This is a genomic window from Bradyrhizobium sp. WSM2254 (assembly GCF_000472645.1).
Taxonomy (GTDB): Bacteria; Pseudomonadota; Alphaproteobacteria; order Rhizobiales; family Xanthobacteraceae; genus Bradyrhizobium; species Bradyrhizobium niftali.
The window spans coordinates 158328-182776 of record NZ_AXAB01000003.1 but is presented as its reverse complement, the minus strand read 5'-3'; the positions used below and the strand labels follow the sequence as shown (position 1 = coordinate 182776).

Annotated in this window: 25 protein-coding genes and 1 pseudogene; 16 read left to right on the top strand and 10 right to left on the bottom strand. The window is 62.8% G+C overall.

Annotated features, from left to right (window positions below):
- Positions 1–160: 160 nt before the first annotated feature.
- The 3 genes from A3M7_RS0105860 to A3M7_RS0105850 all read right to left on the bottom strand — a co-directional run bounded on the left by A3M7_RS0105860 (position 161) and on the right by A3M7_RS0105850 (position 1674).
- On the bottom strand, positions 161–370 hold the full coding sequence (locus A3M7_RS0105860; RefSeq protein WP_008141931.1) for a cold-shock protein: 210 nt from the start codon (positions 368–370) through the stop codon (positions 161–163).
- A gap of 267 nt (positions 371–637) precedes the next feature.
- Complete coding sequence (locus A3M7_RS0105855; protein WP_027543080.1) at positions 638–970, bottom strand: DHCW motif cupin fold protein; 333 nt, start codon at positions 968–970, stop codon at positions 638–640.
- 332 nt (positions 971–1302) lie between these two features.
- Positions 1303–1674 (bottom strand): nuclear transport factor 2 family protein, encoded by a 372-nt coding sequence (locus tag A3M7_RS0105850; protein WP_027543079.1) that lies wholly within the window; start codon positions 1672–1674, stop codon positions 1303–1305.
- A 150-nt stretch (positions 1675–1824) separates the two neighbouring features.
- On the opposite strand from A3M7_RS0105850, the gene guaA reads away from it, so the two are divergent.
- The 4 genes from guaA (at position 1825) to A3M7_RS0105835 (ending at position 7957) form a co-directional block, all read left to right on the top strand.
- A complete protein-coding gene (gene guaA, locus A3M7_RS0105845) occupies positions 1825–3423 on the top strand; it encodes a glutamine-hydrolyzing GMP synthase (protein WP_027543078.1) in 1599 nt (532 codons plus the stop codon).
- Between the two features lie 250 nt (positions 3424–3673).
- Positions 3674–4453, top strand: a complete 780-nt coding sequence (locus A3M7_RS0105840; protein ID WP_027543077.1) for a Hachiman antiphage defense system protein HamA — start codon at positions 3674–3676, stop codon at positions 4451–4453.
- A gap of 79 nt (positions 4454–4532) precedes the next feature.
- Complete coding sequence (locus tag A3M7_RS50390) at positions 4533–4979, top strand: hypothetical protein (protein WP_245284202.1); 447 nt, start codon at positions 4533–4535, stop codon at positions 4977–4979.
- A gap of 8 nt (positions 4980–4987) precedes the next feature.
- Positions 4988–7957 (top strand): DEAD/DEAH box helicase, encoded by a 2970-nt coding sequence (locus A3M7_RS0105835; protein WP_245284201.1) that lies wholly within the window; start codon positions 4988–4990, stop codon positions 7955–7957.
- A gap of 472 nt (positions 7958–8429) precedes the next feature.
- On the opposite strand, the gene A3M7_RS0105825 is transcribed toward A3M7_RS0105835, so the two are convergent.
- Positions 8430–9200, bottom strand: a complete 771-nt coding sequence (locus A3M7_RS0105825; protein ID WP_027543075.1) for an alpha/beta fold hydrolase — start codon at positions 9198–9200, stop codon at positions 8430–8432.
- Positions 9201–9413: 213 nt separating this feature from the next.
- On the opposite strand from A3M7_RS0105825, the gene A3M7_RS0105820 reads away from it, so the two are divergent.
- A complete protein-coding gene (locus A3M7_RS0105820; protein WP_027543074.1) occupies positions 9414–10376 on the top strand; it encodes an AraC family transcriptional regulator in 963 nt (320 codons plus the stop codon).
- Positions 10377–10384: 8 nt separating this feature from the next.
- Positions 10385–10549: pseudogene (locus A3M7_RS46195) on the top strand (GMP synthase (glutamine-hydrolyzing)); the annotation flags it as partial.
- A 77-nt stretch (positions 10550–10626) separates the two neighbouring features.
- On the opposite strand, the gene A3M7_RS0105810 reads toward A3M7_RS46195, so the two are convergent.
- Positions 10627–11511 carry a LysR family transcriptional regulator gene (locus A3M7_RS0105810; protein WP_027543073.1) on the bottom strand — a complete coding sequence of 295 codons (885 nt, stop codon included), beginning with the start codon at positions 11509–11511 and terminating at the stop codon, positions 10627–10629.
- Positions 11512–11640: 129 nt separating this feature from the next.
- Between A3M7_RS0105810 and A3M7_RS0105805 the strand changes: the two genes are divergently transcribed.
- Positions 11641–12006, top strand: coding sequence for a nuclear transport factor 2 family protein (locus A3M7_RS0105805; protein WP_027543072.1), 366 nt, complete (start codon positions 11641–11643; stop codon positions 12004–12006).
- 97 nt (positions 12007–12103) lie between these two features.
- Here A3M7_RS0105805 and A3M7_RS0105800 read toward each other — a convergent pair whose 3' ends face one another.
- On the bottom strand, positions 12104–13477 hold the full coding sequence (locus A3M7_RS0105800) for a CoA transferase (protein WP_084301765.1): 1374 nt from the start codon (positions 13475–13477) through the stop codon (positions 12104–12106).
- 145 nt (positions 13478–13622) lie between these two features.
- Here A3M7_RS0105800 and A3M7_RS43755 point away from each other — a divergent pair, with 145 nt between their 5' ends.
- Complete coding sequence (locus A3M7_RS43755; protein WP_049823229.1) at positions 13623–14777, top strand: citrate synthase; 1155 nt, start codon at positions 13623–13625, stop codon at positions 14775–14777.
- A gap of 56 nt (positions 14778–14833) precedes the next feature.
- Here A3M7_RS43755 and A3M7_RS0105785 read toward each other — a convergent pair whose 3' ends face one another.
- Both A3M7_RS0105785 and A3M7_RS0105780 read right to left on the bottom strand, forming a co-directional pair.
- The gene (locus tag A3M7_RS0105785) at positions 14834–15517 is read right to left on the bottom strand and encodes an isoprenylcysteine carboxylmethyltransferase family protein (RefSeq protein ID WP_027543069.1); all 684 of its coding nucleotides are present in this window, start codon (positions 15515–15517) and stop codon (positions 14834–14836) included.
- A 63-nt stretch (positions 15518–15580) separates the two neighbouring features.
- Complete coding sequence (locus A3M7_RS0105780; protein ID WP_084301706.1) at positions 15581–16150, bottom strand: GbsR/MarR family transcriptional regulator; 570 nt, start codon at positions 16148–16150, stop codon at positions 15581–15583.
- Between the two features lie 41 nt (positions 16151–16191).
- On the opposite strand from A3M7_RS0105780, the gene A3M7_RS0105775 reads away from it, so the two are divergent.
- The 4 genes from A3M7_RS0105775 (at position 16192) to A3M7_RS0105760 (ending at position 20343) form a co-directional block, all read left to right on the top strand.
- On the top strand, positions 16192–16932 hold the full coding sequence (locus A3M7_RS0105775; protein ID WP_027543067.1) for a GDSL-type esterase/lipase family protein: 741 nt from the start codon (positions 16192–16194) through the stop codon (positions 16930–16932).
- Positions 16933–17053: 121 nt separating this feature from the next.
- Complete coding sequence (locus tag A3M7_RS0105770) at positions 17054–17437, top strand: glyoxalase (protein ID WP_027543066.1); 384 nt, start codon at positions 17054–17056, stop codon at positions 17435–17437.
- Positions 17438–17679: 242 nt separating this feature from the next.
- On the top strand, positions 17680–17976 hold the full coding sequence (locus tag A3M7_RS0105765) for a hypothetical protein (RefSeq protein ID WP_027543065.1): 297 nt from the start codon (positions 17680–17682) through the stop codon (positions 17974–17976).
- A gap of 171 nt (positions 17977–18147) precedes the next feature.
- Positions 18148–20343 (top strand): hypothetical protein, encoded by a 2196-nt coding sequence (locus A3M7_RS0105760; RefSeq protein WP_245284200.1) that lies wholly within the window; start codon positions 18148–18150, stop codon positions 20341–20343.
- A 118-nt stretch (positions 20344–20461) separates the two neighbouring features.
- Here A3M7_RS0105760 and A3M7_RS0105755 read toward each other — a convergent pair whose 3' ends face one another.
- Positions 20462–20827 (bottom strand): bleomycin resistance protein, encoded by a 366-nt coding sequence (locus A3M7_RS0105755; RefSeq protein ID WP_027543063.1) that lies wholly within the window; start codon positions 20825–20827, stop codon positions 20462–20464.
- Between the two features lie 145 nt (positions 20828–20972).
- Between A3M7_RS0105755 and A3M7_RS0105750 the strand changes: the two genes are divergently transcribed.
- From A3M7_RS0105750 to A3M7_RS0105735, 4 genes are all read left to right on the top strand, one after another.
- A complete protein-coding gene (locus A3M7_RS0105750; RefSeq protein ID WP_027543062.1) occupies positions 20973–21635 on the top strand; it encodes an SRPBCC family protein in 663 nt (220 codons plus the stop codon).
- On the top strand, positions 21635–21997 hold the full coding sequence (locus tag A3M7_RS0105745) for a helix-turn-helix transcriptional regulator (protein WP_027543061.1): 363 nt from the start codon (positions 21635–21637) through the stop codon (positions 21995–21997). Before A3M7_RS0105750 ends, A3M7_RS0105745 begins: the two co-directional genes overlap by 1 nt.
- 130 nt (positions 21998–22127) lie before the next feature.
- Positions 22128–23387 (top strand): serine hydrolase, encoded by a 1260-nt coding sequence (locus A3M7_RS0105740; protein ID WP_027543060.1) that lies wholly within the window; start codon positions 22128–22130, stop codon positions 23385–23387.
- 124 nt (positions 23388–23511) lie between these two features.
- On the top strand, positions 23512–23973 hold the full coding sequence (locus A3M7_RS0105735) for a hypothetical protein (protein ID WP_156936827.1): 462 nt from the start codon (positions 23512–23514) through the stop codon (positions 23971–23973).
- A gap of 22 nt (positions 23974–23995) precedes the next feature.
- On the opposite strand, the gene A3M7_RS0105730 is transcribed toward A3M7_RS0105735, so the two are convergent.
- Positions 23996–24409 carry a GFA family protein gene (locus tag A3M7_RS0105730; RefSeq protein WP_027543058.1) on the bottom strand — a complete coding sequence of 138 codons (414 nt, stop codon included), beginning with the start codon at positions 24407–24409 and terminating at the stop codon, positions 23996–23998.
- Positions 24410–24449: the final 40 nt, after the last annotated feature.

Genomic DNA, 24449 nt, shown 5'->3' with positions numbered 1-24449 from the left:
CTTCTGCGGTCTCATGGATTTCGGGTTCTCGCTTCGCGAGCCCCGGAATGACGGAAGGGGCCAAAACAAAAAGCCCCGCAGACCGGATCCCGGTCGCGGGGCTTTCTTATTCTAGCGCTCTGCCGGTACGTCCGTGGTCAGAAGCGCCGGTGCGCGGGCGTTAGCCGACGCGGAGATTGTCAGCCGACGACTTGCCGCTGCGGCGGTCGGCGACGATGTCGAACGAGACCTTCTGACCCTCGTTGAGGGAAGAGAGGCCAGCGCGCTCGACGGCGCTGATGTGCACGAACACGTCCTTCTGGCCGTCGTCCGGCTGGATGAAACCATAACCCTTTTGGGTGTTGAACCACTTCACGGTGCCCATAGCCATGGGAATTTCCTTTAGTTAGTTAGAGAGGATACGCACGCGGACCGGAACGCAGCGCTGCGCCCATAGCCCTGATGAGTCGATGTTTTGGAGAAATCATCTGAAGCGTGCGCGCCTGTCTTAGACGAGGCGAAGCGGCCCAGTCGTTCGGCCAAGTATCGATGATCACAATATAGCGAGAATTTTGGGCCACTTCAAGGCATCACCCGCCGCCCGGTACCTCGCCCGGATTTTCTATTTTGCGGTGCAAATTAACCACTCCGGCGCGTCTCAATCGACGATGAACAGCGTCGCCCCGGTGGCCGTCGAGGACCGGTGCGCGGCGTCGCCGAAGTCCGAAACCTGGTAGCTCATCCCGGCCGTGAGCTTGAACTTGCGGCCGTCGCGCAGCTCTGAGTCGAGCTCGCCCTTCAGCACGTACAGCACGTGGCCGCGGTCGCACCAATGGTCGGCGAGATAGCCCGGCGAATACTCGACCATCCGCACCCGGAGATCGCCGATATTGAGCGTGCGCCACAGCGCCTGCCCGGTCTCCCCGGCATGCGTGGTCGGCTCGACCTTGCTCCAGTCGGTGACGGTGAAGGGGGAAGTGGGGAGTTTCATGGGGGGATCCTGTCTCAGAGCCGGCAATGCCGGTGTTAGCGCAGGCCGTTGCCGCAGTCTCCGTCATTGCGAGCATAGCGACTTGTCCGCCGAAGCCTTGGCGAAGGCGGAAGCAATCCAGAAATGCATCCGCGGAGGCAATCTGAGCTTGGGGCGAGATCGTTCCTCACTCTCCCTGTCATCGCCCGCGAAGGCGGGCGATCCAGTATTCCAGAGGCCGCGCCGAGATACGGAGAAGCCGCGGCGTACTGGATTCCCCGCCTTCGCGGGGAATGACAGCGGTGTTCGCGGGGAATGACAGCGGTGGGTGGGGCGGCACCGTTCAATACGCGTCACCCCACCAGATGGTTCGCCGACCCCTGGACGATCAGCCCGGCGTCATTCACCCGCAGATACTCGCAGATCTTCTTCCCCCGTTCGTTCGCATAGAACACCACCATGCTGTCCGGGCTCACGAACACATCGATCAGCGTGAAGTGCAGCTCCGGCACAAACCCGAGCGCCTTGCCCCAGTACGCCCGCAACGCATCCTTGCCGCGCACGGTGCCGCTGGCGTCGAACCCCAGCGCGGGGATGCGGTCCGAGGTCATCACGGCGGCCTCGTCATAGAGCGTGAGCACGCGCTCGAGATCGCGCGTGTTCCAGGCCTCGACCCAGGTCCGGCCGAGCGCGGCAAGCGATGTTGGCTGATGGTGCTGTGGCATGGCATTCTCCCTGATCGGCCCCTGGTTGAAGGGTGGGGCAAGTTAGGTCAATAATACTTACCTATATCCGTTTGTCCATGCCCAAAGAAGAATGTGGGCGCGCAAACCTGCGCGGTTGCGGGTCGTCGCGCCGTCGCGTATCTGCTTGCCATGACAGCAGCACAGAACGACCGCTCCGCGTCGACGCCATCAGTGGCCTCGGCGCATGACAAGATTCTCATCGTCGACTTCGGCAGCCAGGTGACGCAGCTGATTGCGCGTCGCGTGCGCGAGGACGGCGTCTATTGCGAGATCGTCCCGTTCAACAAGGCCGAACAGGCTTTTCTGGAGATGAAGCCGAAGGCGGTGATCCTCTCCGGCGGGCCTGAATCGGTGCACGAGGCCGGCTCGCCCCGCGCCCCGCAACTGATCTTCGCCTCCGGCGTTCCCGTGATGGGGATCTGCTACGGCCAGATGACCATGGCGGCCCAGCTCGGCGGCGAGGTCGAGGGCGGCCATCACCGCGAATTCGGCCGCGCCGACGTCGAGGTGAAGGCGCAGAGCAAGCTGTTCGAGGACGTCTGGTCGCTTGGCGGCAAGAACCAGGTCTGGATGAGCCATGGCGACCGCATCACCAAGATGCCGCCGGGCTTCTCGGTGGCCGGCACCTCGCCGAACGCGCCCTTCGCGATCATCCAGGACGAGAAGCGCAAATATTACGGCCTGATGTTCCACCCCGAAGTGGTGCACACGCCCGACGGCGCCAAGCTGATCCGCAACTTCGTGCGCAAGATCGCGGGCCTCACCGGCGACTGGACCATGCGCGCCTTCCGCGAGGAGGAGATCGCAAAAATCCGCGCCCAGGTCGGCAAGGGCAAGGTGATCTGCGGCCTCTCCGGCGGCGTCGATTCGGCGGTCGCGGCCGTGCTGATCCACGAAGCCATCGGCGACCAGCTGACGTGTGTGTTCGTCGATCACGGCATGCTGCGCCTCGACGAAGCCAAGACCGTGGTCGACCTGTTCCGCCACCACTACAACATCCCGCTCGTGCACGTGGACGCCTCGAAACAGTTTTTGGGCGAGCTCGAAGGCGTCACCGACCCCGAGACGAAGCGCAAGACCATCGGCCGCCTCTTCATCGAGGTGTTCGAGCAGGAAGCCAAGAAGCTCGGCGGCGCCGACTTCCTCGCGCAAGGCACGCTCTACCCCGACGTGATCGAGAGCGTCTCCTTCACCGGCGGCCCGTCGGTGACGATCAAGTCGCACCACAATGTCGGCGGTCTGCCCGAGCGCATGAACATGAAGCTGGTCGAGCCCCTGCGCGAGCTGTTCAAGGACGAGGTGCGCAAGTTAGGGCGCGAACTGGGCCTCCCCGAAATCTTCGTCGGCCGCCACCCGTTCCCGGGCCCGGGCCTCGCCATCCGCTGCCCCGGCGACATCACCAGCGACAAGCTCGACATCCTGCGCAAGGCCGATGCCGTCTACATCGACCAGATCCGCAAGCACGGCCTCTATGACGATATCTGGCAGGCCTTCGCGGTGCTGCTCCCCGTCAAGACCGTCGGCGTCATGGGCGACGGCCGCACCTACGACTTCGTGGTCGGCCTCCGCGCCGTCACCTCCACCGACGGCATGACCGCGGACTTCTACCAGTTCGACATGAAGTTCTTAGGCGAGACCGCCACGCGCATCATCAACGAGGTGAAGGGCGTGAACCGGGTGGTGTACGATGTGACCAGCAAGCCGCCTGGGACGATTGAGTGGGAGTAGGGGGGGCGGCGATTGGCGGCTGTAGCGTGGAATTTCGCAGAAATGCAGTGATTTGCGAGCAACGTAGACTGCTGTCTAGGGTGCATCATTAACCGAATTGCCTTTTTAAGTTATTGAAGTTGCTTAATTTTATCGGGGTGTGACACGCTGGCGAAGTTGCAGCATAACAATCTGACGATACTTTTGACGGTGCTTTTCGCATCCGACTCCAGCATCCGAAAAAATACCGTCACGCGTTTTCGGGAGGCGCATGGTCCAATTCAATGATTGGTGCGACTACGCCGACACGCCCGTAGGCAATCACCATGTTCGAGTCATGACGGGACGGCCGGCGGACTCCGCGACCGGCGTACAAGTTACGGCTGCCGCCGTGCCCGCACACTATGCCGCCGAGGAACGTATCGCCAGCGCGCTCGCGAGGCTGGGTAAGTCCGCTGCGGCAAAGATGATCACCGACCTTCTCCCGCAAACGCCGCAGATACGATCGGGCGACCTCGGCGAGATCTACGCGACAGAGTGGATCGAAGCGCACAGCGGCTATCGCGCGCCCATCAAGCGGTTGCGTTGGAAGGATCACCGCAACATGGCAATGCGCGGCGACGACGTCATCGGCATGATCCTCGATCCGGCGACACAGCGCCTCCGCTTCCTGAAGACGGAAGCGAAGAGCCGCATCGACCTACGTGCCCAGACACTGGAGGAGGCGCGAACCGGCCTCGATAAGGATGGCGGCCTCCCGTCTTCGCATGCGCTGTCCTTCATTTCGGCTCGGCTCATGGAGTTCGGTACTGACGCCCCGCTCGTCGACGCAATCGACGAAGCGCTCTATCGGCACGGCATTCTGCCCGAAAGCGTCAAACATCTTCTCTTCACCTTCTCCGGAAACTCCCCGCAGGCGCTGCTGACGCAGGCGTTGCAGGCCTACCCCGGTCCGATCGGACAATGGGGGGTCGGTCTGCACGTCAACGGACATGCCGCTTTCGTCGGGGCCGTCTACGCTCAGGTCATCGCCGATGCCAACCAGCCCTGACGCGATCATAGCCGCAATAGCGGATGCTACGACGACGGGCTTTCGCGGCAGGCTCATCGCGCGGGGCCAGGCACGCGCGATGATCTGGCGCGACGGTGTTCTCCCCCCTGGCGCGCCCGCCTTCTCGCCGCAGCTAAGCTTCGACCTCCACAGTTATGCGTATGGGTTGCTTGGGCTGGGGCTGCGCCTTCTTGAACTCGATGACGATCGGGACCAGGCGAGGATCGCATTCGATCAGGCGGCGACCGCCCTTGAGGCGGTTATGGCCAAGGGCAATCGCGCCGAAGCAGATCGCGACTTCCATTTCGTTATTGCAGCCGCGAGCTATCATCTCGCTCATCTGTCAGCCCGCGCTTATTCGCTCCTTGCGGTCGTCGCAGCCGAGGAGAATTTCTCCCCCATCGAACAAATGCTCGCGCTGTTGATGCGTCGAGACATCACTGTGCTGCGGGCACGAGTGTATGCCTTCCGCCTTGACGGCCGAGGATCGGATGCGACATTGCGGCGCTCTTCCAGCAGCGCCTAGCCGGGCCCGTGGCCGTCGATGCGCCGGAGCGCGGTGGACAGGACTTTCTCTTGGAAGGCCTAGATCTCGCGCTGACCGATACCTTCTTTGGGGCCTTCGCGGTGTTCCTGCTCGCCCAAGATCGCGGTGAGCGCACCCTTCTCGACCGGGCGATTGCGCAGCTTCGAGCGAACCTCGACATCTGCGCGGAATTGAACCTTCTGCCGCAATGGTGGGTACACCGGGTCGCCATCCATCTGCTCTCCGATCTGTGGTCGAACACCTTTCACGAGAAGGTCCCGCGGCTCCCAGCTGGTGGCGCCGCGGCTTCATGGCCCGACCTTCGAGAGCTCTTCATCGCTCTGCTCGCTCGCCGCCCGCGGGCCGAGGTCGACCTGTGGCCGTCGCAGACCGAGGCGGCATCGCGCGCCGTCGATCAGACCGACAATCTGGTCGTCTCGCTGCCGACCAGCGCGGGCAAGACCCGGATCGCCGAGTTGGCCATTTTGAGGTGTTTGGCGGGCGGGCGGCGAGTCATGTTCGTAACGCCGCTTCGCGCCCTCTCTGCTCAAACGGAAACCACGCTCCAGCGCACCTTCGGTCCGCTTGGCAAGACCGTCTCCGCCCTCTACGGCAGCATCGGCGTGTCCGGCTTCGATGAGGACGCCATTCGCGAGCGCGATATCGTCGTAGCAACCCCCGAGAAGCTAGATTTCGCCTTGAGGAACGATCCATCGCTACTCGATGACGTCGGCCTTCTCGTCTTCGACGAAGGCCATATGATCGGACCTGGCGAACGCGAGGTTCGATACGAGGTGCAGATTCAGCGCCTCCTGCGTCGCCATGACGCCGATCAACGCCGCATCGTGTGCCTCTCGGCGATTCTTCCTGACGGAGATCAGCTCGAGGACTTTTCGGCGTGGCTGCGCCGCGATCAGCCTGGTGGGCCTATCAAACACGACTGGCGTCCGACGCGCCTGCGCTTCGGCGAAGTGACCTGGAACTCGCCGACGGCGCGCCTCAATCTTCGTGTCGGTGAGGAAAATCCCTTCGTGCCTCGGTTTCTCACTGGCGTGGCGCCGCCGCTGTTCGTTCCGCCGAAGAGGCTTCGCACGCGGCTCTTCCCCGATAACCAACAGGAACTGAGCCTGGCAGTCGCTTGGCGGCTCGTCAGCGATGGCCAGACGGTGCTGATCTATTGCCCGGAGCGCCGGAGCGTAGAGCCGTTTGCCAAGGTCATCGTCGACCTGCACTCGCGCGGCGCGCTCGCGCCCTTGCTTACGGTCGATCCCGCCATGCTGCAGACCGCTCTCGCGCTCGGCGAGGAGTGGCTTGGCCCGCACAGCGACATTCTCAAATGCCTGCGGCTTGGCGTGGCGCTTCACCACGGTGCCTTGCCGACCGCCTATCGCAAGGAAGTCGAGCAGCTCCTGCGTGACGGCGTGCTCAAGGTCACGATCTCATCGCCGACCCTGGCTCAGGGCCTCAACTTGTCGGCCACAGCGGTCGTTATGCATTCGCTCTATCGCCACGGCGAGAAGATCAAGGTCTCCGAATTCAAGAACGTCATCGGCCGGGCGGGCCGCGCCTACGTCGATGTCGAGGGCCTTGTCCTCTATCCCATCTTTGAGGACACGAAGAATAAGAAGCTCAACGAATGGGTCGGGCTGATCGAGGATCCCGGCGCGCGCGAGATGGAGAGCGGGCTCGTCCAGCTTATCGTCTCGCTGCTCAAGCGTATGCATGCGCGGCTTGGCGGGAACCTTGACCAGCTCATCGACTATGTCGTCAACAACGCGGCGGCATGGACTTTTCCGGAAGTCGCTGGCGAAAAGGCCGACAAGCGCGAGCGGGCGCTGAACGAGTGGGAGCGCCATATGGCGACGCTCGATACCGCCATTCTCAGCCTCATTGGCGAGGCCGACGTGCCGGATGACCAGATCGAGGCCGCACTCGACAACATCCTTCAATCCTCGCTGTGGCAGCGTCGCTTGCTCCGCGTGGACGACGCGTCGCGTGCTGCCTATCACGCGACGCTGCTCACCCGAAGCCGCTACATCTGGGCGAATTCCACAGCCGCAACTCGACGCGGGTACTTCCTCGCAGGCCTTGGCCTCGAAGCGGGCCATGCACTCGACGCCGTCGCGCCGGAGGCCAACGACCTCCTCGTTCAGGCAAACGCTGCCCTCATGGTGTCGGACCATGAGGCGGCGATCGCTGCGATCACCGGCATCGCGGAGCGCGTGTTCGCTTTCTACCCGTTCGAGCCGGATCCATTCCCGGCGAATTGGAAGGACTTCCTCAGATGCTGGCTGCTTGGGCAGCCGCTTGCCGCGATCGTAGCTGGCCAAGAAGCCGATGCGTTGCAGTTCATCGAGAGCGGCTTGGTTTATCGCCTGCCTTGGGCCATGGAGGCGCTGCGCGTCCGTGCCGCCGCCAATGGCGATGTCGTCGGCGTGTTCGACCTTGGATTGGAGGACCATGAGCTCGGCCTGGCGGTGCCGGCTGTCGAGACGGGGACGATGAATCGCTCCGCTTCAATCCTGATCCAGGCCGGCTTCAACTCGCGGCTCGCGGCTATCAAGGTCGTTGCGGACACCGGCGCCACATTCACAACCGGCGCGGAATTACGCATTTGGCTTCGTTCGCCCGGCCTGGCGGCCTGGTCGGCCCAACCAAATTGGCCCACCGCCGAGACGCGGGCAATGTGGCTTGAGTTCGTCCAGGAGTTCACGCCATCCGATAACCGGACCTGGGCGCGGCGAGACTATCTTGGAAACGTCCAGTGGTTCGCCGCGCCCGCGCCCCCAGGCGCGCCAGTCAGCCTTCATGACTGGAATGGGCGACCGCTGGTGCTGGCGCCGGATGGACACGCAATCGGACTGCTGCAGCATCCGCTCAACCCAAATCGGCGCGGTCTCGTGCGAGCAAACGTCGCTCAGAATGTGGCGCAGCTCGACGTGAGCTATCTCGGCCCCGATGATTTGTGGACGGCCTAGAACGCAGATAACCGAGCCGCCTACATATTTCGGTGTATGGGGCAGGGTGTCCGTCGACGACGATGTGCGGTCGTTCAGCGCCGTCTCACCAGATGAACGGAATCAGGCACCGGCGCACACGGCGCGCGTAGTCGTCATAGCCCTCGAGACCCCTGCGCAGCGTCTGCTCCTCGATGCCGATCCGGACGCCGAACAACAGGGCGAGGATGGGGACCCTCGCAAGTCCCCACCACGAGCCGAGAATTACGGTGACAGTGCACTCAATGTGGGGGATATTCGCTTTCTGCGAATAGCACGTGGGTCGGTGGGGCGCGAGCCATAGATAGGCGCGCAATGCTAGCGCCAAATTCCTTCGCTCGCCTTTGATGCCGGTGCAGGCGGGACCGGCAGGATAATCTCGGAAGCGACCTTCCAATCGTCCTCCGAGCAGACGTAGGCCGCTCCCGACGCCAAGGCGCCGGGAGCGGGTTCGTCACTTCGCGAGCGCTGCCTTTTCGATGACCTCGGCGACCACCTTCGCGTGCACGACGAGCGAGGCATGGCTGCCGGCGACTTCGGTCGTCTGAGCCTTGATCCTGGCCGCGAACGATTTCTGGGCCTCGGGCGCGAGCACCTTGTCCTTCGTGCTGATGACGTAGAACGTCGGCTTGTCGTGCCAGGCCGCAATGTCGACCGGGGCCTCGAACGCAACGTGGTTCAACGGAAGCTGCGAGTTGGCCAGGTGCACGGCGATCTCCGGAGGAAGGTCGGCCGCGACGGCCGACGGAAACACCTTGGGGTCGATGTACAGATTGCCCTTCGCGTCCGGATGGATTGCATTGCCGCCTTCGGTCGGCGGGCCGGCTTTGGCGAGCGACGCCAGGGATTCACCGACCTCGGGCGCGAAGGCGGAGACATAGACCAGCGCCGAAACCTTGGGATCATCGCCGGCTTGCGTGATCACCACGCCGCCCCATGAATGGCCGACAAGAACAGTCTTGCCGTCCTGCTTCGCGAGCGCCTGCTTGGTGGCATCGACGTCGGCGGCGAGCGAGGTGAGCGGATTTTCCACGAGCGTGACGCGGTAGCCTTTCTTCGTGAGAATATCGGCAACGGGCTGCCAGCTCGTCTGGTCCACGAACGCGCCGTGCACGAGCACGATGTTGTGGGCTGCGCCCTTGGGCAGTTCGGCGGAATAAGCGGAGCCGACCAATGTCGTTCCGGCCAGGAGCACGGTGGCGGCTGAGAGGAGGATATTTCGCATTGAATGTTCCTGTTGGAATGTCGGACGAAATGAGGTCCGGGGGGAATGGACAGGCGTTTCCAGGTCGCGGTTCTTCCGTCCGCCGTTGGCGAAATGGTTGCCGCACGTGATGTCGGCCCGCTGCGGGATGACCTAGTCCGTGGACTTTTCGGACGATAGGGATCAATCGTCCGGATGTTGTGTCCGATCGTCCATCGGATTAGCCTGGGCGGCATGGATATCCTCGCCCAGGTGCTCGATCGCGTTCGTCTCGGTGGGACGCTGCTCTTCCACTTCGAGCTCGGCCACCCCTGGAATCTGGAGCTGCCGGCGCGCCCCTACGCGCTGTTTCACTACCTCAGCCGAGGCTCGGCGACCCTCGCGCTCGAACACGGACAGGAAATCCAGATGACCGAGGGCGATTTCGTCGTCATCACACGCGGCGAGCCCCATGTGTTTTATTCGGATCGCCGGGCCAAGCCTTTGCAGATTGTGGACCTCGATCGATCGTCGGCACGTCTTGGCGTCGTTCGTCACGGCGGCCGTGCAAAACCGCTCTCGACCATGATCTGTGGCAATTTCACCGTGTCACGGCCGCTGTTTGGCAACGTGCTCGAACTGCTTCCGCCCGTGCTCCTGCTGAAGCCGACGGCGGACGGTGGCTGGCTCGAAGCCATCCTGCGCCGCATGGTCAGCGAGTCCGCGTTCGAACGTCCCGGGCAACGCGTCGCGCTTTCACGACTGACGGAAGTGCTTTTCGTCGAGGCGCTCCGAAGCTGGATCGCGTCTCTCAGTCCCGGACAAGGCGGCTGGCTCGGGGCCATATCGGACCCGCATATCGGACCAGCGCTCAAGCTGATCCACGAAAACCCGGAGCGGCCCTGGACCCTGAGCGGCCTCGGTCAGCGCGTGGGGCTCGGCCGCTCGGTATTTTCGGCGCGCTTCACCAGGCTCGTAGGTCAGTCCATGCATCGTTACGTGATCGAACGCCGGATGGCGGAAGCGGCGTTCCTGCTAGAAACCAGCGACGAGCCCATCGCACGGATTGCGAGCCGGGTCGGTTACGAGACAGCGGCGGCGTTTTCAAAACTGTTCCACCGACATCACGGCCTGTCGCCCGGTCGCTACCGGGCCGCTCAGCGTCTTGATGGAGGCTACGCGCAACCGAACGGTTCGGAAGTGAAAGCATCCGATTGACCTCGCCCTTGCGCGCCGTCACCTCCACCGACGGCATGACCGCGGACTTCTATCAGTTCGACATGAAGTGTTTGGGCGAGACCGCCACGCGCATCATCAACGAGGTGAAGGGCGTGAACCGGGTGGTGTACGACGTGACCAGCAAACCGCCGGGGACGATCGAGTGGGAGTGATTTTGTCGGTCCGAGGTCGCCGGTCGCTCCACGGGTCGGTTTCGGCCGCGACAATTGCTGTTGTCGCGGCTCGGTCCTTATCCAGGAGATCGTAGCGCATTCACGAGCGCAGATAGCGCGGCTGGCTGATGGTGACGGCTCGGGTAATACAAAAAGAAGCCGGGGATCGGCGGGGTCCAATCTTCCAGAACACGAATAAGTCGACGCTTCACAATATGCCCGGCCACCTGCTCTTCATAGGCTAGGCCGAGGCCAACGCCAGCCAGCACCGCTTGCATCACCAAGTGGGTATCGTCGATTATCAATGGTCCGTTCACGTTGATCGTGACCGACTTTCGTCCCTGCTGGAACTCCCATCGATACGGACCACCCGTAAGCCGCAATGTAATGCACCGATGGTCGTTGAGATCCTTCGGCTTGAGGGGGATGCGCCTTGAAGCGAAATAGCGAGGCGAGCCCACCACCGCCAATCGCAATTCCGGCGTGACGCGGACCGCGATCATGTCCTTTTGAATGTACTCGCCCAGCTGGATACCGGCATCGTACTCGCCCGCTACCAGGTCTACGGGGCCGGTGACGGTGACGACGTCAAGAACGATGTCAGGGTAGGCCTCCGTGAAGGCCGCGAGCCTCGGCAACAACACCATGACGGCAGCTGACCGAGACATTACAATTCGCAGGCGCCCTGCAGGTTGATGACGAACGCTTCGGGCTCGGTCGACCGCACGAGCGATTTGCTCGAGCGCGGGGGACAGATCATTCAACAAGGCAGCCCCGGCAGCCGTTGGTGCGACGCTCTTGGTGGTCCGAGCGAGCAGCTGCAATTCAAGCCGTTCCTCGAGCCTCCGGATTGCATGGCTCAGTGCCGATTGAGACACGCCCAATTTCACCGCGGCGCGCGTAAAGTTCCGTTCGCTGGCGACGATCGCGAAAGCAGAAAGTTCGTTGAGCTCGTTCGTCATGATTTATGAATATCGCTCATGATGCTTTGCCATGCAAGACGGCTATCGTCATAAAAGACTTTGGCCTAGTTTCGCAAACACGGCGTGAGGCGTCCGTCTCACGTTTGGCCAAACAACTTCAGGATCACCATGGACACGGATGTTCCCGCCTTGCGATCTCTGGCGCAGACATATTTCGACGCCGCTTACGAAATGGATGCGGAGAAATTTGCGTCCATATTTCATCCTTCGAGTTCGGTAACAAAGGTCGGAGAGGACGGGGATGTGGCTGTAACGCCAATTGCGGCGTGGCTAGCATCGGTCCGCAACATGAGTCCGAAGCAACATGGCTTCGAGCGTGACGACCAGATCTTATCGATAGATGTTGAGCGAGAGCTCGCGCTCTTGAAGGTGAAATTGCAGATACCACCGCGTACCTTCACGGACCTGTTGTCGTGCCTGAAGGTAAACGGGACATGGAGGATTGTGCAGAAAGTGATGACATCGAAAGTCTGATGTTTGGGTGCTCAATCGTCGCACCCATGCTGTGAAGCATCTCACACGCGTCAATGCTGCGCAGGCGCTGCAATCGCAGTGGCCGCGCTCGAAGGGATCAGAACCATTCGGCCGGATCCGATCCAAGGGGGCGCGCTGGCATCTCCCAACGCATCGAAATGTCATCGATGCGAACCGGAGGGAGGACACGCTGAGCCTGACCCCAGAAGGTCGTTTCGATGTCTTCTGTCCGATCGGAGAGTCCCTCAGGAGCGAGCGGGCTCTCAGCCTCGTCAAGAGGGTGTGCGATAAGGGTCTGGGCGGTGCGCGCGAGCGAGAGCCGCGCGTCACAACCGCAGCCCTTCTGCAGCCTGCGCGTCACGCCTCGAATGGCGGCCGCTGCCAGGAGATAGCCGGTCGCGTGGTCAAGCGCCTGAACGGGAAGTGGTACAGGCTTGTTCGCTTGAGCCCTTTTCATTCCGAAGTCGGCAATGCCGGTGCTCATTTGGACGAGACTGTCAAAGCCGCGGCGATCGGCCCATGGGCCGGACCATCCATAGGCATCCAGGCTGACATCGACCAGGCCTGGGGACAGCTGCCGCCGAACCTTGGAGGAATAGCCCAACCTGTCCAATGCTCCAGGACGATAGCCGTGGATGACGACGTCGGCACGCGAAAGCAATTGCTCGAAGACTTTCCGATCCTCCACGGTATGAAGATCCAATCGAGCGCACCTCTTGCCCAGCGTTGTTTCGGGAACGATGGCAGGTTCGTCCCAATCCTTGGAGTCGATCCGCAATACATGCGCACCAAAACCTGCCAGAAAGCGGGTCGCTACCGGCCCAGCCAGCACGCGCGTGAGATCCAGAACTCGCAGCCCGGCGAGTGGACGCATCGGGTCGAGGCTCCATTTCGGCAACGAACCAGGTTCTGCCGTGGCCAGATGTGCCAGCGGCTCCCGAGATACAGCGCGTCCCTGTGGATGCTCAGACCATTCGGCAATCGATCGCATTTCGGCGGCGCAGCCGCCCGCTTCAATGATCGCGGTCTCAAGCGCAGTCTTCGACCAGGTTCCGACCGCTTGAGCTATCGCCGCCTTGTCACCTTCGAGTCCCAATACGCGTTGGACGGCAGCCCGATGGTGTGGAGCATTGGTGTGAAGTCGTATCCACCCATCGCTGGTGGGATAATCCCCGACGATCGGATCCCAGGCGGGCAGGGGCTGCCAACCGATCGGTCTGATCGAGGCCCAGAACCAGATTGAGCTCAATCTCCGATCAACGCGAATTCGTGCTTGTTTGCCGCTCAGGACATACGACAGTTCGGCGAGCGATAATCCAGCAGCCGCAATCGTGGCGCTGGCCAGATCGGTTACGGCAAAGACGGAGGGGAGTCCCCCCGGGCTTTCAAAAGCAACTTGATCAAGCGCTTGGGGGGAGCCGCCCAAAGCAGCCCAGCATTCTTTCGTCAAAGTAGCGGCAAACCCTGTCATGCCAAGCATCCTTCACCGTGAGCACCGGGAATGTGCGCATCCGACCTGGCTGGCGCCGCCCACTGCTTTCGAAGTGAATTGAATTTCGCCGCGTGATGGTGTTGACGTCAATCTTGATCGATCACATCAACATAAAGGTGGCTCGGTGACCTGGATCACATCGTCGGAGGCGATTGCTATCCTCGGCGTTCGGCCGCAAACGCTTTATGCGAACGTGAGCCGCGGCCGCATCCGGGTCAAACCTGATCCTGCTGACTCACGGCGCAGCCTCTATCATCGTAGCGACGTGAAAGGCCTCGCTGGCCAGCGTTCCGGCCGCAGGGCCGCAGCAGCCGTCGCCGCATCGACGATCGACCGGGGCGATCCAATCCTGCCTTCGGCGATATCCACCATTCAGGATGGACGTCTCTACTATCGGGGACATGACGCCGTAACGCTTTCAGAAACGGCGTCTCTTGAAGAGATTGCCGCGTTACTATGGGAGACCGGCCCCGTTCATTTTCACCAGGCCCGGGGGCACGATGTTGTTTCGGTGCCCGCGCGCTCTCCCTTGAATGCAGCACTCGAACTCCTCGCCGAACAGATTGGCGAAGCGCATCCCACGCTTGGCCTCTCTCGTACCGTCCTCGTGGGGCATGGTGCGCGTCTATGCAGTAACCTCTACGACACGATGATCGGTCGGCAAGCCGCCGAAGCCCAACCGGTTCACATTCGATTGGCGGCAGCATGGTCGTCGCCAGAGGCCGAAGATATCCTTCGGCGCGCCCTGGTTCTCTTAGCCGACCACGAGCTCAACGCCTCCACGTTCGCGGCTCGAATTTGCGCCTCGACCAGGGCGCCGCTTTCAGCATGTGTCCTTGCCGGCCTTTCGACCCTCACGGGGCCATTTCATGGCGCAGCTTCGAAAATGCTGCTTATGCTCATGCAGGATGCGAAGAAGATCGGGTCGAAACAGGCGGTGAGCCAATGGCTATCACGAGGTCAACCGCTCCCGACATTTGGCCAGCCGCTCTATCCCGAAGGCGATCCGCGCGCGGCGTCCCTTTTGGCGCAGTTCCGACCGAGCGACATGTTCGCGGAGATCTGCTCAGTCGCCGAGGCGATGACCGGAGAACTGCCCAACATCGATTTCGCACTTGCAGCGCTCGCGGACGCTTATGCGCTCCCGGCTGACTCGCCTTTCATCATTTTTGCACTTGGCCGCGTCGTCGGTTGGATCGCGCACAGTCTTGAGCAGATCGAGACGGGACGATTGATCCGCCCCAGAGCGCAGTATGTCGGACCGATGCTAAAGAAGTAGCGCAAGCTACGGCTTGATCGGAGCCGATGTGTGTCCTCTGGCGATAGTGCTCCGTCTCACCAGATGAACGGAATCAGGCGCCGGCGCACACGGCGCGCGTAGTCGTCATAGCCCTCGAGGCCCGCGCGCAGCGTCTGCTCCTCGATGCCGATCCGGACGCCAAACAACAGGGCGAGGACGGGGATCGTCGCAAGTCCCCACCACGAGCCGAGCACGAGCGATGTCCCGGCGACGTAGAAGAGCGTGCCGAAATACATGGGATGGCGGACGATGGCGTAGGGGCCTGTTGTGATGACCGCCTGCCCGCGGTCCCTTTGCAGTTTCACGACCGGCGCCGCGAAGCTGTTCGTGCGCATGGTCCAGTAAATGAAAAACATCGCCGCCAGGAGGAGCCCGCAGCCTGCCCACTGCACGGAAGATGGCATTGCCGACCAGCGCCAGCGCGCCGCATCTGCCGCCATGAAGCCCATGCCTCCAAATATGAGGAGCAGGATTGGGATGAGAATCAGCTTGTCCGCGCGCGGCTGATCTTTCTGTACGGGCGGCTTGAGCCGCTCTCTGAGCAGGCTCGGATCGACGCGCGCCATGGTTGTCCCAAACACGACCGAGAGCGCGACCATCACACCGAGATAGAGCCACCCGCCGGTGTAGTCCGTCGTGCCTGCAGCACCAAAGATGATCGCGCCCATGAAGGCGAACCAGACGATCGTTTGAACGATGAGATTTAGTACGAGACCCATCTTTCTGCCTTTCCCGTCGAAGGTTCGGAGTCTTCCGCACGGTCAGCGCCGCTGCGGGATTCCTCATTGCCGTCGTCGGCCACGCGTCCAGCGGCTGATGGCGTCCTCCATGGCGCCGCGCATGACCCGATAGAAGTCGGCCATCTCCCTGAGACGCGCGCTTGCCGCCTTGGACGCAGCTATTTCAGCCCCGGCGTTCAACTGCCCGGCCAACGCGTCGAGCAGACGATTCTGCTGGCGGATCATGGCTTCGTAGTCGTCTGCTACGGCATAAAGCGCGCGTTTTGTCCCAGCTTCGCTATGGCGGCGGGCCAGCGTGTAACTCTCCAACAGTCGCGCGGCGACGCTTGCGCTGCTCTTGCTGATCTCGAGGTCTTCGGTGATCTGATCGAGGCTGACGGGGCGAGGGCAGAGAAGCAAATAGCCATAGAGACGGGCGGCGACGGGCGGTACGCCCCAGGGCGTGAGCAGCCGTGCCACGTCCTCCGTGAACCGCTGCTCGTCCCTGCTGGTTTTGTTTGACATATTCGGCATATCCCGAATATAGAGAAATAAGAGCCGACTGCAAGCGTTAGGCGGGGGTTCATGCCTCCCTGTCAGCGCGCTGCTGCCCGTGTCTTGCAGGATCGGCATGATGTCGCCGGAGTTCGCACTTCGGCGGGAGCCATAGCACCATGACGGCCGTCGAGCAGAAAACCGTGGCGTGCCTCGGATCGAGCAGCACGGCAGGCAAGGGGCAGGCGTTTGACTGGATCGCCGAGCTGCGCGCCCGCCCGCGCAATGCGCAAGTTGAGTTCGAGAACTTCGGTGTCGGTGGTGACCTGGCCTACAATGCGCTCAAGCGATTGCCTGCGGTGCTTGCCTGTCGTCCCAGCAAGGTCATCGTCTGGGTTGGTGGCAACGATGTCCTCGCCCTCGTGTCGAGGCGGGCGCGGCGCTTCTTCTCGGTTTCGAAGCACCTTCCATGCGCCCCGTCGCCTGGCTGGTTCCGCGAGAACCTCACGGAACTGGCCCGCAGGCTGAAGAGCGATGCGGCTGCAGATATCGGGCTTTGCTCACTCTGCCCGATCGGCGAGAACCTGGATTCGGAGGACCCGTTCCAGAAGGAGCTCAACCGCCGGGTCAAGGAATATTCCGATATAGTGGCGGCCGTCGCAGATGAGGAAAACTGCCGCTACATTGAGCTCTATGAAGCGATCGCGGAGGAGCTTCGCACTTCACCCGGTCAGGCATTCACGTCATTCAGTTTCTTGCCATTCTATCGTGACGCGTTCCGTGTGCTCGTGCTGCGGCGAAGCATCGACGAGGTCGCGCGCATGAATGGATGGCGTTTCCATACCGATGGCGTGCACCTGAACAGCCGTGCGGGACGGGTCGTGGCGGATCGTATTCAAGAGTTCATCGACGCCTGCTAGGGTGATCCTCGCCTCTAATCGCGGTCGCCGTGGCCGCGCTAAACCCATGTGCGATGTCGAAGCGAGGTCACGAGCAAGGCACAAGGTGCAATCATTGCATGATCTTCAACGGAGCAGCGCCATGGACGAGCGGCAGACATCGAGCGTGATCGCAATCATTCCCTGCAACGACCTTGATGCAGCGGAGCGGTGGTGGAACAGGCTCGGCTTCTTCAGGCCGGTCGATCAAGGCTACGAAGAATATCGGATGCTGTCGGATGGTGTTGGTGGCGAGGTGCACCTGCAGCAGGCGGTCGAAGGCTGGCTCATTCCGGGGAGCAACCCGTTTGGCGTCTACGTCTACACACCCCGGGTCCGCGGCCTGGCCGCGGCGATGTTGCCGGAGATCGCCGAGCCGAGCCGCTTGGCCGAGCACAAGCCGTGGGGCATGTATGAATTCGCGCTCAATGGCCCCGACGACCTCCTCGTCCGCGTGGGCTGGCCGAGCCGGCTGATGACGGAGTAGGTCTAGCGTTGGCGCAAGACTCTTCGGCGCTCAATTGTCGCACCTTCATGTGAAACATCTCACACGCACGCTTGCGTTAATGCTGCGATAAAGTACCTGTTGTGATTGTACGTGGTGATTTGGGTCGATTTTGACATCCCGCCGCCACGCCGGCTTGAAATGAGCTGCACACGCCAGAACGACATGTTGAAATAGCCATCAACCGGCCGATCGCGCCGGTTGATGAGAGCTATGGAGACACTATGGCTGACAAACACGAACAGAGCATGGTTGGAACGTGGACCAAAACCACGGCGGCTGCGTGTGCGGACAAGTATCCCGCCACCCTCACATTCTCGACCGGCACCTACCGCGGCATGCGCGGCGAGGGGCAGGGCATGGTGTGGTGGGACGCGGGAATCTACCGTCTCGAAGACTCCAACACGCTCGTCGTCGGGACGGCGACTGATGAACTTGTGACGTATCACATTTCACTTGAGGCCGACCGATTTGAGTTTACGGATTCAGAGGGCTGTCTTGTGACTTATCGGCGCGCGTAGGATTGTGCACGCCACAGCTGACCAAAAAATTACCCGCTTCAACCGCAAGCGAGCCCGCTCACGTCGATCGTCTCACCCTTTCAACGAGGAGAAGACGACATGTGCAATTGCTCAGAGAATGAATCGAGTGGCAGCCTTGCGAAGATGACCGGGGCATCGGTCGAGCCGGCGATGAAACCGCAGGTACCGCTGTCGCGGCAGATCAGCTTCAGCGATGACGACACCGGCGACCAGCCGGCCTCGACCGATCTGCAGCCGTTCCCACCCTTCAGACTATGCAGGCTCGACTTTCGCGAAGGCTGCTACCAGATCAACTTCAGGCCGACGGCCGGCTTCGTGTCCTTCGAGGGCACGCTGCGCGTCGATCGCTCAGCGCCCGACGGCGGCGCGGACCATCTGATCGTCAGCGGCGATCTCTACTCGAAGCGGCCGGTGATTGGCCCGCTCCCCCATCCGTTGCCGCCTGTGGGGAACAAGGACGAGAATGAAGCCGCAGCGGACTCGGGATTGACGAGCGTGGCAGGTTCGCTCAGCGCGGTCGACGAGCCAGCTATTCCGTTCCCGATCCGCAGGCCGAGGATCCCCATCTTCCCCCGCGCGCGCTATCACTCCTATCTCAGGGTGACCAGCGTCTCCGCGCCCATCGCGGTCCCGATCCCTAGGAAGTGCGAGCTCACTATCGTCGCCGAGCAGTTCAATTACACGCGGCCGCCGGTCGGCCAGTTCAAGGGAACGTTTCCGGCGACGCCGTCACGCACCGTGACGATGAAGCTTTCGAAGGTGCCGGCGCCGTTCCCGTTCTCCCTGACCGGCGGGCCGTTCTACGAGGGCCGGCTGTTCGAGGGCGGTGTGGACAAGGGCAGCGTCACGCTCGCCTGGGTATCGAAGTTCTTCCGCAGAGCGACGCTGGAGATCGATACGCTGGTCGGAGCCGTGCGGCCCGCGCCCGTGCCCGACGGCTCCGGCGGCACGGAGTTCTTCGACACGATCTTCGCCAGGACCGGCTGGCAGCTGACGGTCGTGCAGGACCAGCTCAACGTCCCGGTGCCATCAGGCGTGGTGGCGACCAACTGCTGGAGCTCGGCGGATCTGCACGCGCTGATGACCAACGTGCGGAATCCGGCGACGAATCTCGACACCGAATGGCGCGTGCACATGATCGTCGTGCCCGCGAAGCTCGGCTGCTCGCGCGGCATCATGTACGACCAGATCGGCGTTCCCCGCGAAGGCTGCGCCAGTTTCTCCGATGACGGTTATCCCACCTCGGACTCGTCGAACTTCGGTCTTGCCGCGAACAGGAAGCAGCGCGACGTGCCGCGTGCGTTCCTGCGCAGCGCGACCCACGAGCTGACGCACACGCTGAACCAGATCCACCAGGAGCAGGAGACGGCGGCCGACAACTCGATCATGACCACGACGCCGAGCGTCGCAGACGTGCTCGGCGGTCCCGCGACGGGCGAGCCCGGCGTGTTCCCGGATCAGATCAAGCTCGCGCATAACACCAACGTCCGTCATCACCTGAATCACATGCCGGATCCGGTCATTCGTCCGGGCGGATGGCCGTTCGCAAGCTGGTTCCCGACCGGCGCGCCGCAGGCCGCCGACCGGCACGACTTCGAACCTTCCGAGCTGACGCTTGCGGTGACGGCCACAACCGACCGCGTCGCGCTCGGCCAGCCGCTGGATCTGTCGTGGACGATGACGAATACGAGCGGCGTCTCGCTGCGCGCGCCGAACGACGTCAGCATCGAGGCCTTGTTCGCGTCGATCACCGTCACCGATGCCGAAGGACGCGAGCGCCCGGTCAGGCCCTTCGTCATCCTGTGCGAGCACGCGAAATTGAGCGAGCTCGAACCCGGCAAGAGCGTCACGGCCTCGGCGAAGGTGTTCTGGAGCACGGCCGGCTTCGCCTTCGAGCGGCCGGGCCGCTACCGCGTCGACGTCGCCGTGTCGTGGTCGGCGCAGGGCGTGATGGTGGGCGTGCAGTCGGGGATCGACGTGTTCGTCGATTATCCGTCCAGCGCGACCGACAACCAGTCGGCCAATCTCGTGCTGCATCCCGAGGTCGGCAAATGGGTGGCGCTCGGCGGCGATGCCTATCACCTCGGTGAGGCGTGCCGGCGGTTGCAGGCTCTCACCCAGACCGCGGCGCCGGCAGGCGAGCGGGCCATCGCCGGCGACGGTGCGGCCGCGCCGCGCGTGCTCGACGGCTTCGTGGACATGCTCCCGGACCGCGCCAAGCTCGCCAGATTGCGTCCCGAGCTGACCGCCGACACAGGCGGCCGCGCGGAACGCGGACCAACGCGAGCAGCCCCGGGACGCAAACGCGCCGCGAAGGCAAAGCGCCGGACGCGGCGGAAGGGGTAGGCCGTTTCGCCGGACCGGATAACGACAGTCAGTGACACGGGTGATGGCTGCACGCGCGGCAATGTCGTCGCAGTGTGCCGTCACCCTCACGGCGCACCCGACCGCGCCATCGCCTGCCTCAATCCCCGTTCTGAATGATCCTGACGAGCGTTCCGTCGGGATCGATGACGGCACCCACTAGTCCTCCCCACGCCTCTCGCTTCGGCAGGTGGGCGCGGGGCCAGCCGGTCGTCATCTCGGGCACACCGGCGGTGAGAACGGCCGCGAAGAATGCGTTGACGTCATCCAGCCGGAGGCAGCAGCTGAACCAGCTCGTTGCGGGGTCGAGATCGGCGTGCGGGAAGAACTCCAGCGTCACATCGCCTCGCTTCAGGATCATCCACTCCGTGTCGCGCCAGGTCTGTCCGAAGCCCAGCGCGGCGTAAAACCTCGCCGTCGCCGCGAAGTCTCGCGAAGGAAGGTTTGGGGTCGCGCTGTCGCTCATCGGGGTGCTCCACGCCGGTCTTACTGCCAGTCGCCTGATCAGCCCGCAAGAGAGCGGCAGGGCTCGGATCCGCGGTGAAATTAAGTATTGACTTATATAAGTAGCTACCGATATTCATCGGCGTGAAACGACAGGGAGAACCGGGATGGAGATCGACGTTGTCAGGGTGTTGGGGCTCGCCACGCGTTCGGTGCGCAATTTCGAGAAGGACGGGAGAGCGGCCAGCGCGGTCACGTTGACGCGGCTCTACGACACCAGCGTCGATGATCTCTGGGACGCGCTGACGAGCAAGGAGCGCATCCCGCGCTGGTTCCTGCCGGTCGAGGGTGACCTCCGATTGGGAGGAAGGTACCAGCTCAAGGGGAACGCGGGCGGCACCATCACGGCTTGCGCGCCGCCAGCTCATTTTGCCGCGACGTGGGAGTTCGGTGGCGCCACAAGCTGGATCGATGTCGCGCTGGCGGCAGAACGCAGCCAGGCGCGCTTGACGCTTGAGCACACCGCGATGATCGAGGATCATTGGAATCAGTTCGGTCCGGGCGCGGTGGGGATCGGTTGGGACCTTTCCATTGCGGGACTTGAGCGCTATCTCGCGACGGGAGCGGCAGTCGACCATGAGACGGCGGAGGCGTGGATGGGCTCTTCCGAGGGCAAGGAGTTCATGACGAGGAGCGGGGAGTATTGGCGCGCAGCGCATGTCGCGAGCGGGGTCGATCCGGCCTTGGCGAAGGAGCGCTCGGACCGCACCATTGCCTTCTATCGCGGCGAAATGCCGCCCGATATCGCGCATCCCGGTACAGGAAGCTGATGCACATCTTCGAAGTCCTCGCCGATCCCGTGCGTCGTCGCATCCTCGAACTGCTCGTACCGAGGGAAATGGCGTCCGGAGAAGTCGTGGAGGCGATCGGGGCCGAATTCGGGATCACGCAGGCCGCCGTGTCGCAGCATCTGAAGGTGCTGCGCGAGAGCGGCTTTGCGACGGTTCGGGCGGAGGCGCAACGACGGTTCTACGCGGTCGACGTGGCGGGACTTCAGGCGGTGGATGCGTGGATCGGTCAGTTCAGGAATTTCTGGGAGCCGAAGCTGGACGCGCTGGCGACCGAGATCGCGCGCGGCAAGCGGGAGCGGCGTAACGCGCCGATGACGAAACGGAGCGGCAAGAGGGCCTGATCGGGGAGACCAGCGTGCCCCGCTCATTGCCAAGCGCACGGCGACGGTCACCTCGGCACAAATGCTGGATGTTGACCACGTGCCGCCATGATACGAGCGAGCTCTTCATCCGCTTCCGGAGCCTGCTTGCATGTCCGTCGCCGCCGCCGCCAACCAACAACCCGCATCCGCGACCGAAACCGACCCGGAATCCCTCGGCTGGATGAAGGGATTCCCGCCCGCGCCCGACCGCACCATCGCCTTCCAGGACGGCTCGTTCCGCAGCTTCCCCGAGCTGCGCTGGGCCTGGAGCAATGTGCGCCAGCTGGTGCCGACGGTGAACGTCTGGCGCGGGGCAGGGCCCGCGTCGGTGTTGCCGCGCGAGGACCGCGACATCGGCGCGCTCGCCTCGACCACCATGGACGGCCGCCCCATGACCTTCGCGAAGATGCTGGAGGAGACCTACACCGACGGCATCGCGGTGCTGCACCGGCGCAAGCTGATCTATGAGCGCTATTTCGGCGCGTTGAAGCCGCACAAGCCGCATATCGGGATGTCGGTGACGAAATCCTTCACCGGCGTGCTGGCCGGCATTCTGGTCACCGAGGGCAGGATCGATCCGCAGGCGCCAGTGACCGACTATGTGCCGGAGCTGAAGGCGAGCGCGTTCGGGGACGCGCGCGTGCACGAGGTCATGGATATGACCACGGGGCTCGAATACACCGAAGTCTACACCGACAAGAACTCGCATGTGTGGGGCCTCAGGCGCGCCAACGGCATGGCGCCGATTCCGCCTGACTATGACGGCCCGACCACCATCTTCGATTTCCTCGTCGCGCAGAAGAAGCAGGGCGAGCACGGCAAGGCCTTTGCCTACAAGACCGTCAACACCGACGTGCTCGCCTGGATCATCAGGCGTGCGAGCGGCATGACGCTGTCCGATCTTCTCTCCGAGCGGATCTGGACGCCCATGGGCGCGGAGGAAGACGCATATTATCACGTCGACCGCATCGGCACCGAGAGCGGCGGCGGCGGCCTGTCGACCACGCTGCGCGATCTCGCCCGTTTCGGCGAGACCATGCGCAATCACGGCCGCTTCAACGGCCGCCAGATTGTCCCGTCAACCGTTGTCGAGGACATCGCGCGCGGCGGCGACCCCGAAAAGTTCAAGCCGGCCGGCTACACCACGCTGCCAGGTGCCTCCTATCGCAATCAATGGTGGGTCACGCACAACGCCCACGGCGCCTACATGGCGCGCGGCGTCCACGGCCAGGGCATCTACGTCGATCCCAAGGCCGAGATGGTGATCGCGCGCTACGCCTCGCACCCCGTCGCGGGCAACGCCGCCAACGATCCGGTGACGCTGCCGGCCTATATGGCGCTGGCGAAGGAGCTGATGGCGGGCGGGTGAGCCATAATGTGGATGGGTATCGCTTTCGCTTCACTTATCGCGCTATCAACCGATCGGAGCATGATCGCGAAATCACATGGCGGCGCCGAGTTGAAGCCGCATTGACAGGCTGGAAGGCAATCTCTTGAAACGGTCCGTCCTGTGGTTTGGGTTGATGGGGCCGGCGGTCGGATTCTCGATGATGTTTGCCGTCTCGCTCGCGGGAATCTTCTGGCAGATGGTCATGAGGTCAAGCGACGCCGTTCTGCCGAATGGCTCGCTGGTCTCGACCGCGCTTGGTGTCCTGACGCTCATCCCTGTCCTTTTGATCGGGGCCTATGTCGTCGGAGCGCCCGCCGCCTTTGCCGTCGGCGCGGCGACGCGATGGATGTCGAACCGCGCCTTCTCGAAGTCATGGATCGTCGCCGCCAACCTTCTCATCGGAGCCGGGATCAGCATGGCGACGATCTATTGGCTCGATGAATTCGTGATCCCGCATCCCCATTTGGGTTCGGCGCCGATGTTTGGTCCGCGCATGTGGGTCATCGTCGGAGGCGTTGGTGCCGCTTCGGCGGTGATGTGCACGCTGGCCGCCATGCGTCGCTAGCTTTCGCTCTACCTGGCTATCGTCAACGCGAACCCGGATGCCATTCCGGCAGCTTGGGAATCTCTGGATCGAGATGATCCCATGCATAGCCGCGCGAGCAGAACAGGGCGACCGCCGGTTTGAACGTGCTGGCATCGTCCAGCGTGCCGACATAGATGCCGATGAATTCGGGTTTCTCGTCCGGTTTGTTGTAGATCGGCGAACCGCAGTTCGGACAAAATCCTTTGCGCTTGACCGCGCCGCCGTCTGCCGTGCGGGCGATCTCGCGCACTTCGCCGGTGACGGAGAGAGCGTTGCGCGGGAATACGAAGACGGAGCTATGACCGGTCCCCGTATCGCGCTGGCAGTCGCGGCACTGGCATTGGAAGCCGCGGATCGGCGGCTCAGAGATCGAATATCGAACAGATCCGCAAGAACATCTGCCTGTGAGAGTCATTGGCGCCGGCCTCCACAAATTGATCCGAACGGAATGTCAG

Bases quoted from the DNA above. Each gene is read 5' to 3' on its own strand.
- A3M7_RS0105730 (WP_027543058.1), bottom strand. From the start codon at position 24,409: ATGACTCTCACAGGCAGATGTTCTTGCGGATCTGTTCGATATTCGATC.
- A3M7_RS0105810 (WP_027543073.1), bottom strand. From the start codon at position 11,511: ATGACGAACGAGCTCAACGAACTTTCTGCTTTCGCGATCGTCGCCAGC.
- A3M7_RS0105785 (WP_027543069.1), bottom strand. From the start codon at position 15,517: ATGGGTCTCGTACTAAATCTCATCGTTCAAACGATCGTCTGGTTCGCC.
- A3M7_RS0105775 (WP_027543067.1), top strand. From the start codon at position 16,192: ATGACGGCCGTCGAGCAGAAAACCGTGGCGTGCCTCGGATCGAGCAGC.
- A3M7_RS0105805 (WP_027543072.1), top strand. From the start codon at position 11,641: ATGGACACGGATGTTCCCGCCTTGCGATCTCTGGCGCAGACATATTTC.
- A3M7_RS0105825 (WP_027543075.1), bottom strand. From the start codon at position 9,200: ATGCGAAATATCCTCCTCTCAGCCGCCACCGTGCTCCTGGCCGGAACG.
- A3M7_RS0105750 (WP_027543062.1), top strand. From the start codon at position 20,973: ATGGAGATCGACGTTGTCAGGGTGTTGGGGCTCGCCACGCGTTCGGTG.
- A3M7_RS0105745 (WP_027543061.1), top strand. From the start codon at position 21,635: ATGCACATCTTCGAAGTCCTCGCCGATCCCGTGCGTCGTCGCATCCTC.
- A3M7_RS0105860 (WP_008141931.1), bottom strand. From the start codon at position 370: ATGGCTATGGGCACCGTGAAGTGGTTCAACACCCAAAAGGGTTATGGT.
- A3M7_RS0105765 (WP_027543065.1), top strand. From the start codon at position 17,680: ATGGCTGACAAACACGAACAGAGCATGGTTGGAACGTGGACCAAAACC.
- A3M7_RS0105770 (WP_027543066.1), top strand. From the start codon at position 17,054: ATGGACGAGCGGCAGACATCGAGCGTGATCGCAATCATTCCCTGCAAC.
- A3M7_RS0105855 (WP_027543080.1), bottom strand. From the start codon at position 970: ATGAAACTCCCCACTTCCCCCTTCACCGTCACCGACTGGAGCAAGGTC.
- A3M7_RS0105840 (WP_027543077.1), top strand. From the start codon at position 3,674: ATGGTCCAATTCAATGATTGGTGCGACTACGCCGACACGCCCGTAGGC.
- A3M7_RS0105760 (WP_245284200.1), top strand. From the start codon at position 18,148: ATGAAACCGCAGGTACCGCTGTCGCGGCAGATCAGCTTCAGCGATGAC.
- A3M7_RS50390 (WP_245284202.1), top strand. From the start codon at position 4,533: ATGATCTGGCGCGACGGTGTTCTCCCCCCTGGCGCGCCCGCCTTCTCG.
- guaA (WP_027543078.1), top strand. From the start codon at position 1,825: ATGACAGCAGCACAGAACGACCGCTCCGCGTCGACGCCATCAGTGGCC.
- A3M7_RS0105740 (WP_027543060.1), top strand. From the start codon at position 22,128: ATGTCCGTCGCCGCCGCCGCCAACCAACAACCCGCATCCGCGACCGAA.
- A3M7_RS0105755 (WP_027543063.1), bottom strand. From the start codon at position 20,827: ATGAGCGACAGCGCGACCCCAAACCTTCCTTCGCGAGACTTCGCGGCG.
- A3M7_RS0105800 (WP_084301765.1), bottom strand. From the start codon at position 13,477: ATGACAGGGTTTGCCGCTACTTTGACGAAAGAATGCTGGGCTGCTTTG.
- A3M7_RS0105850 (WP_027543079.1), bottom strand. From the start codon at position 1,674: ATGCCACAGCACCATCAGCCAACATCGCTTGCCGCGCTCGGCCGGACC.
- A3M7_RS0105780 (WP_084301706.1), bottom strand. From the start codon at position 16,150: ATGCCGATCCTGCAAGACACGGGCAGCAGCGCGCTGACAGGGAGGCAT.
- A3M7_RS0105820 (WP_027543074.1), top strand. From the start codon at position 9,414: ATGGATATCCTCGCCCAGGTGCTCGATCGCGTTCGTCTCGGTGGGACG.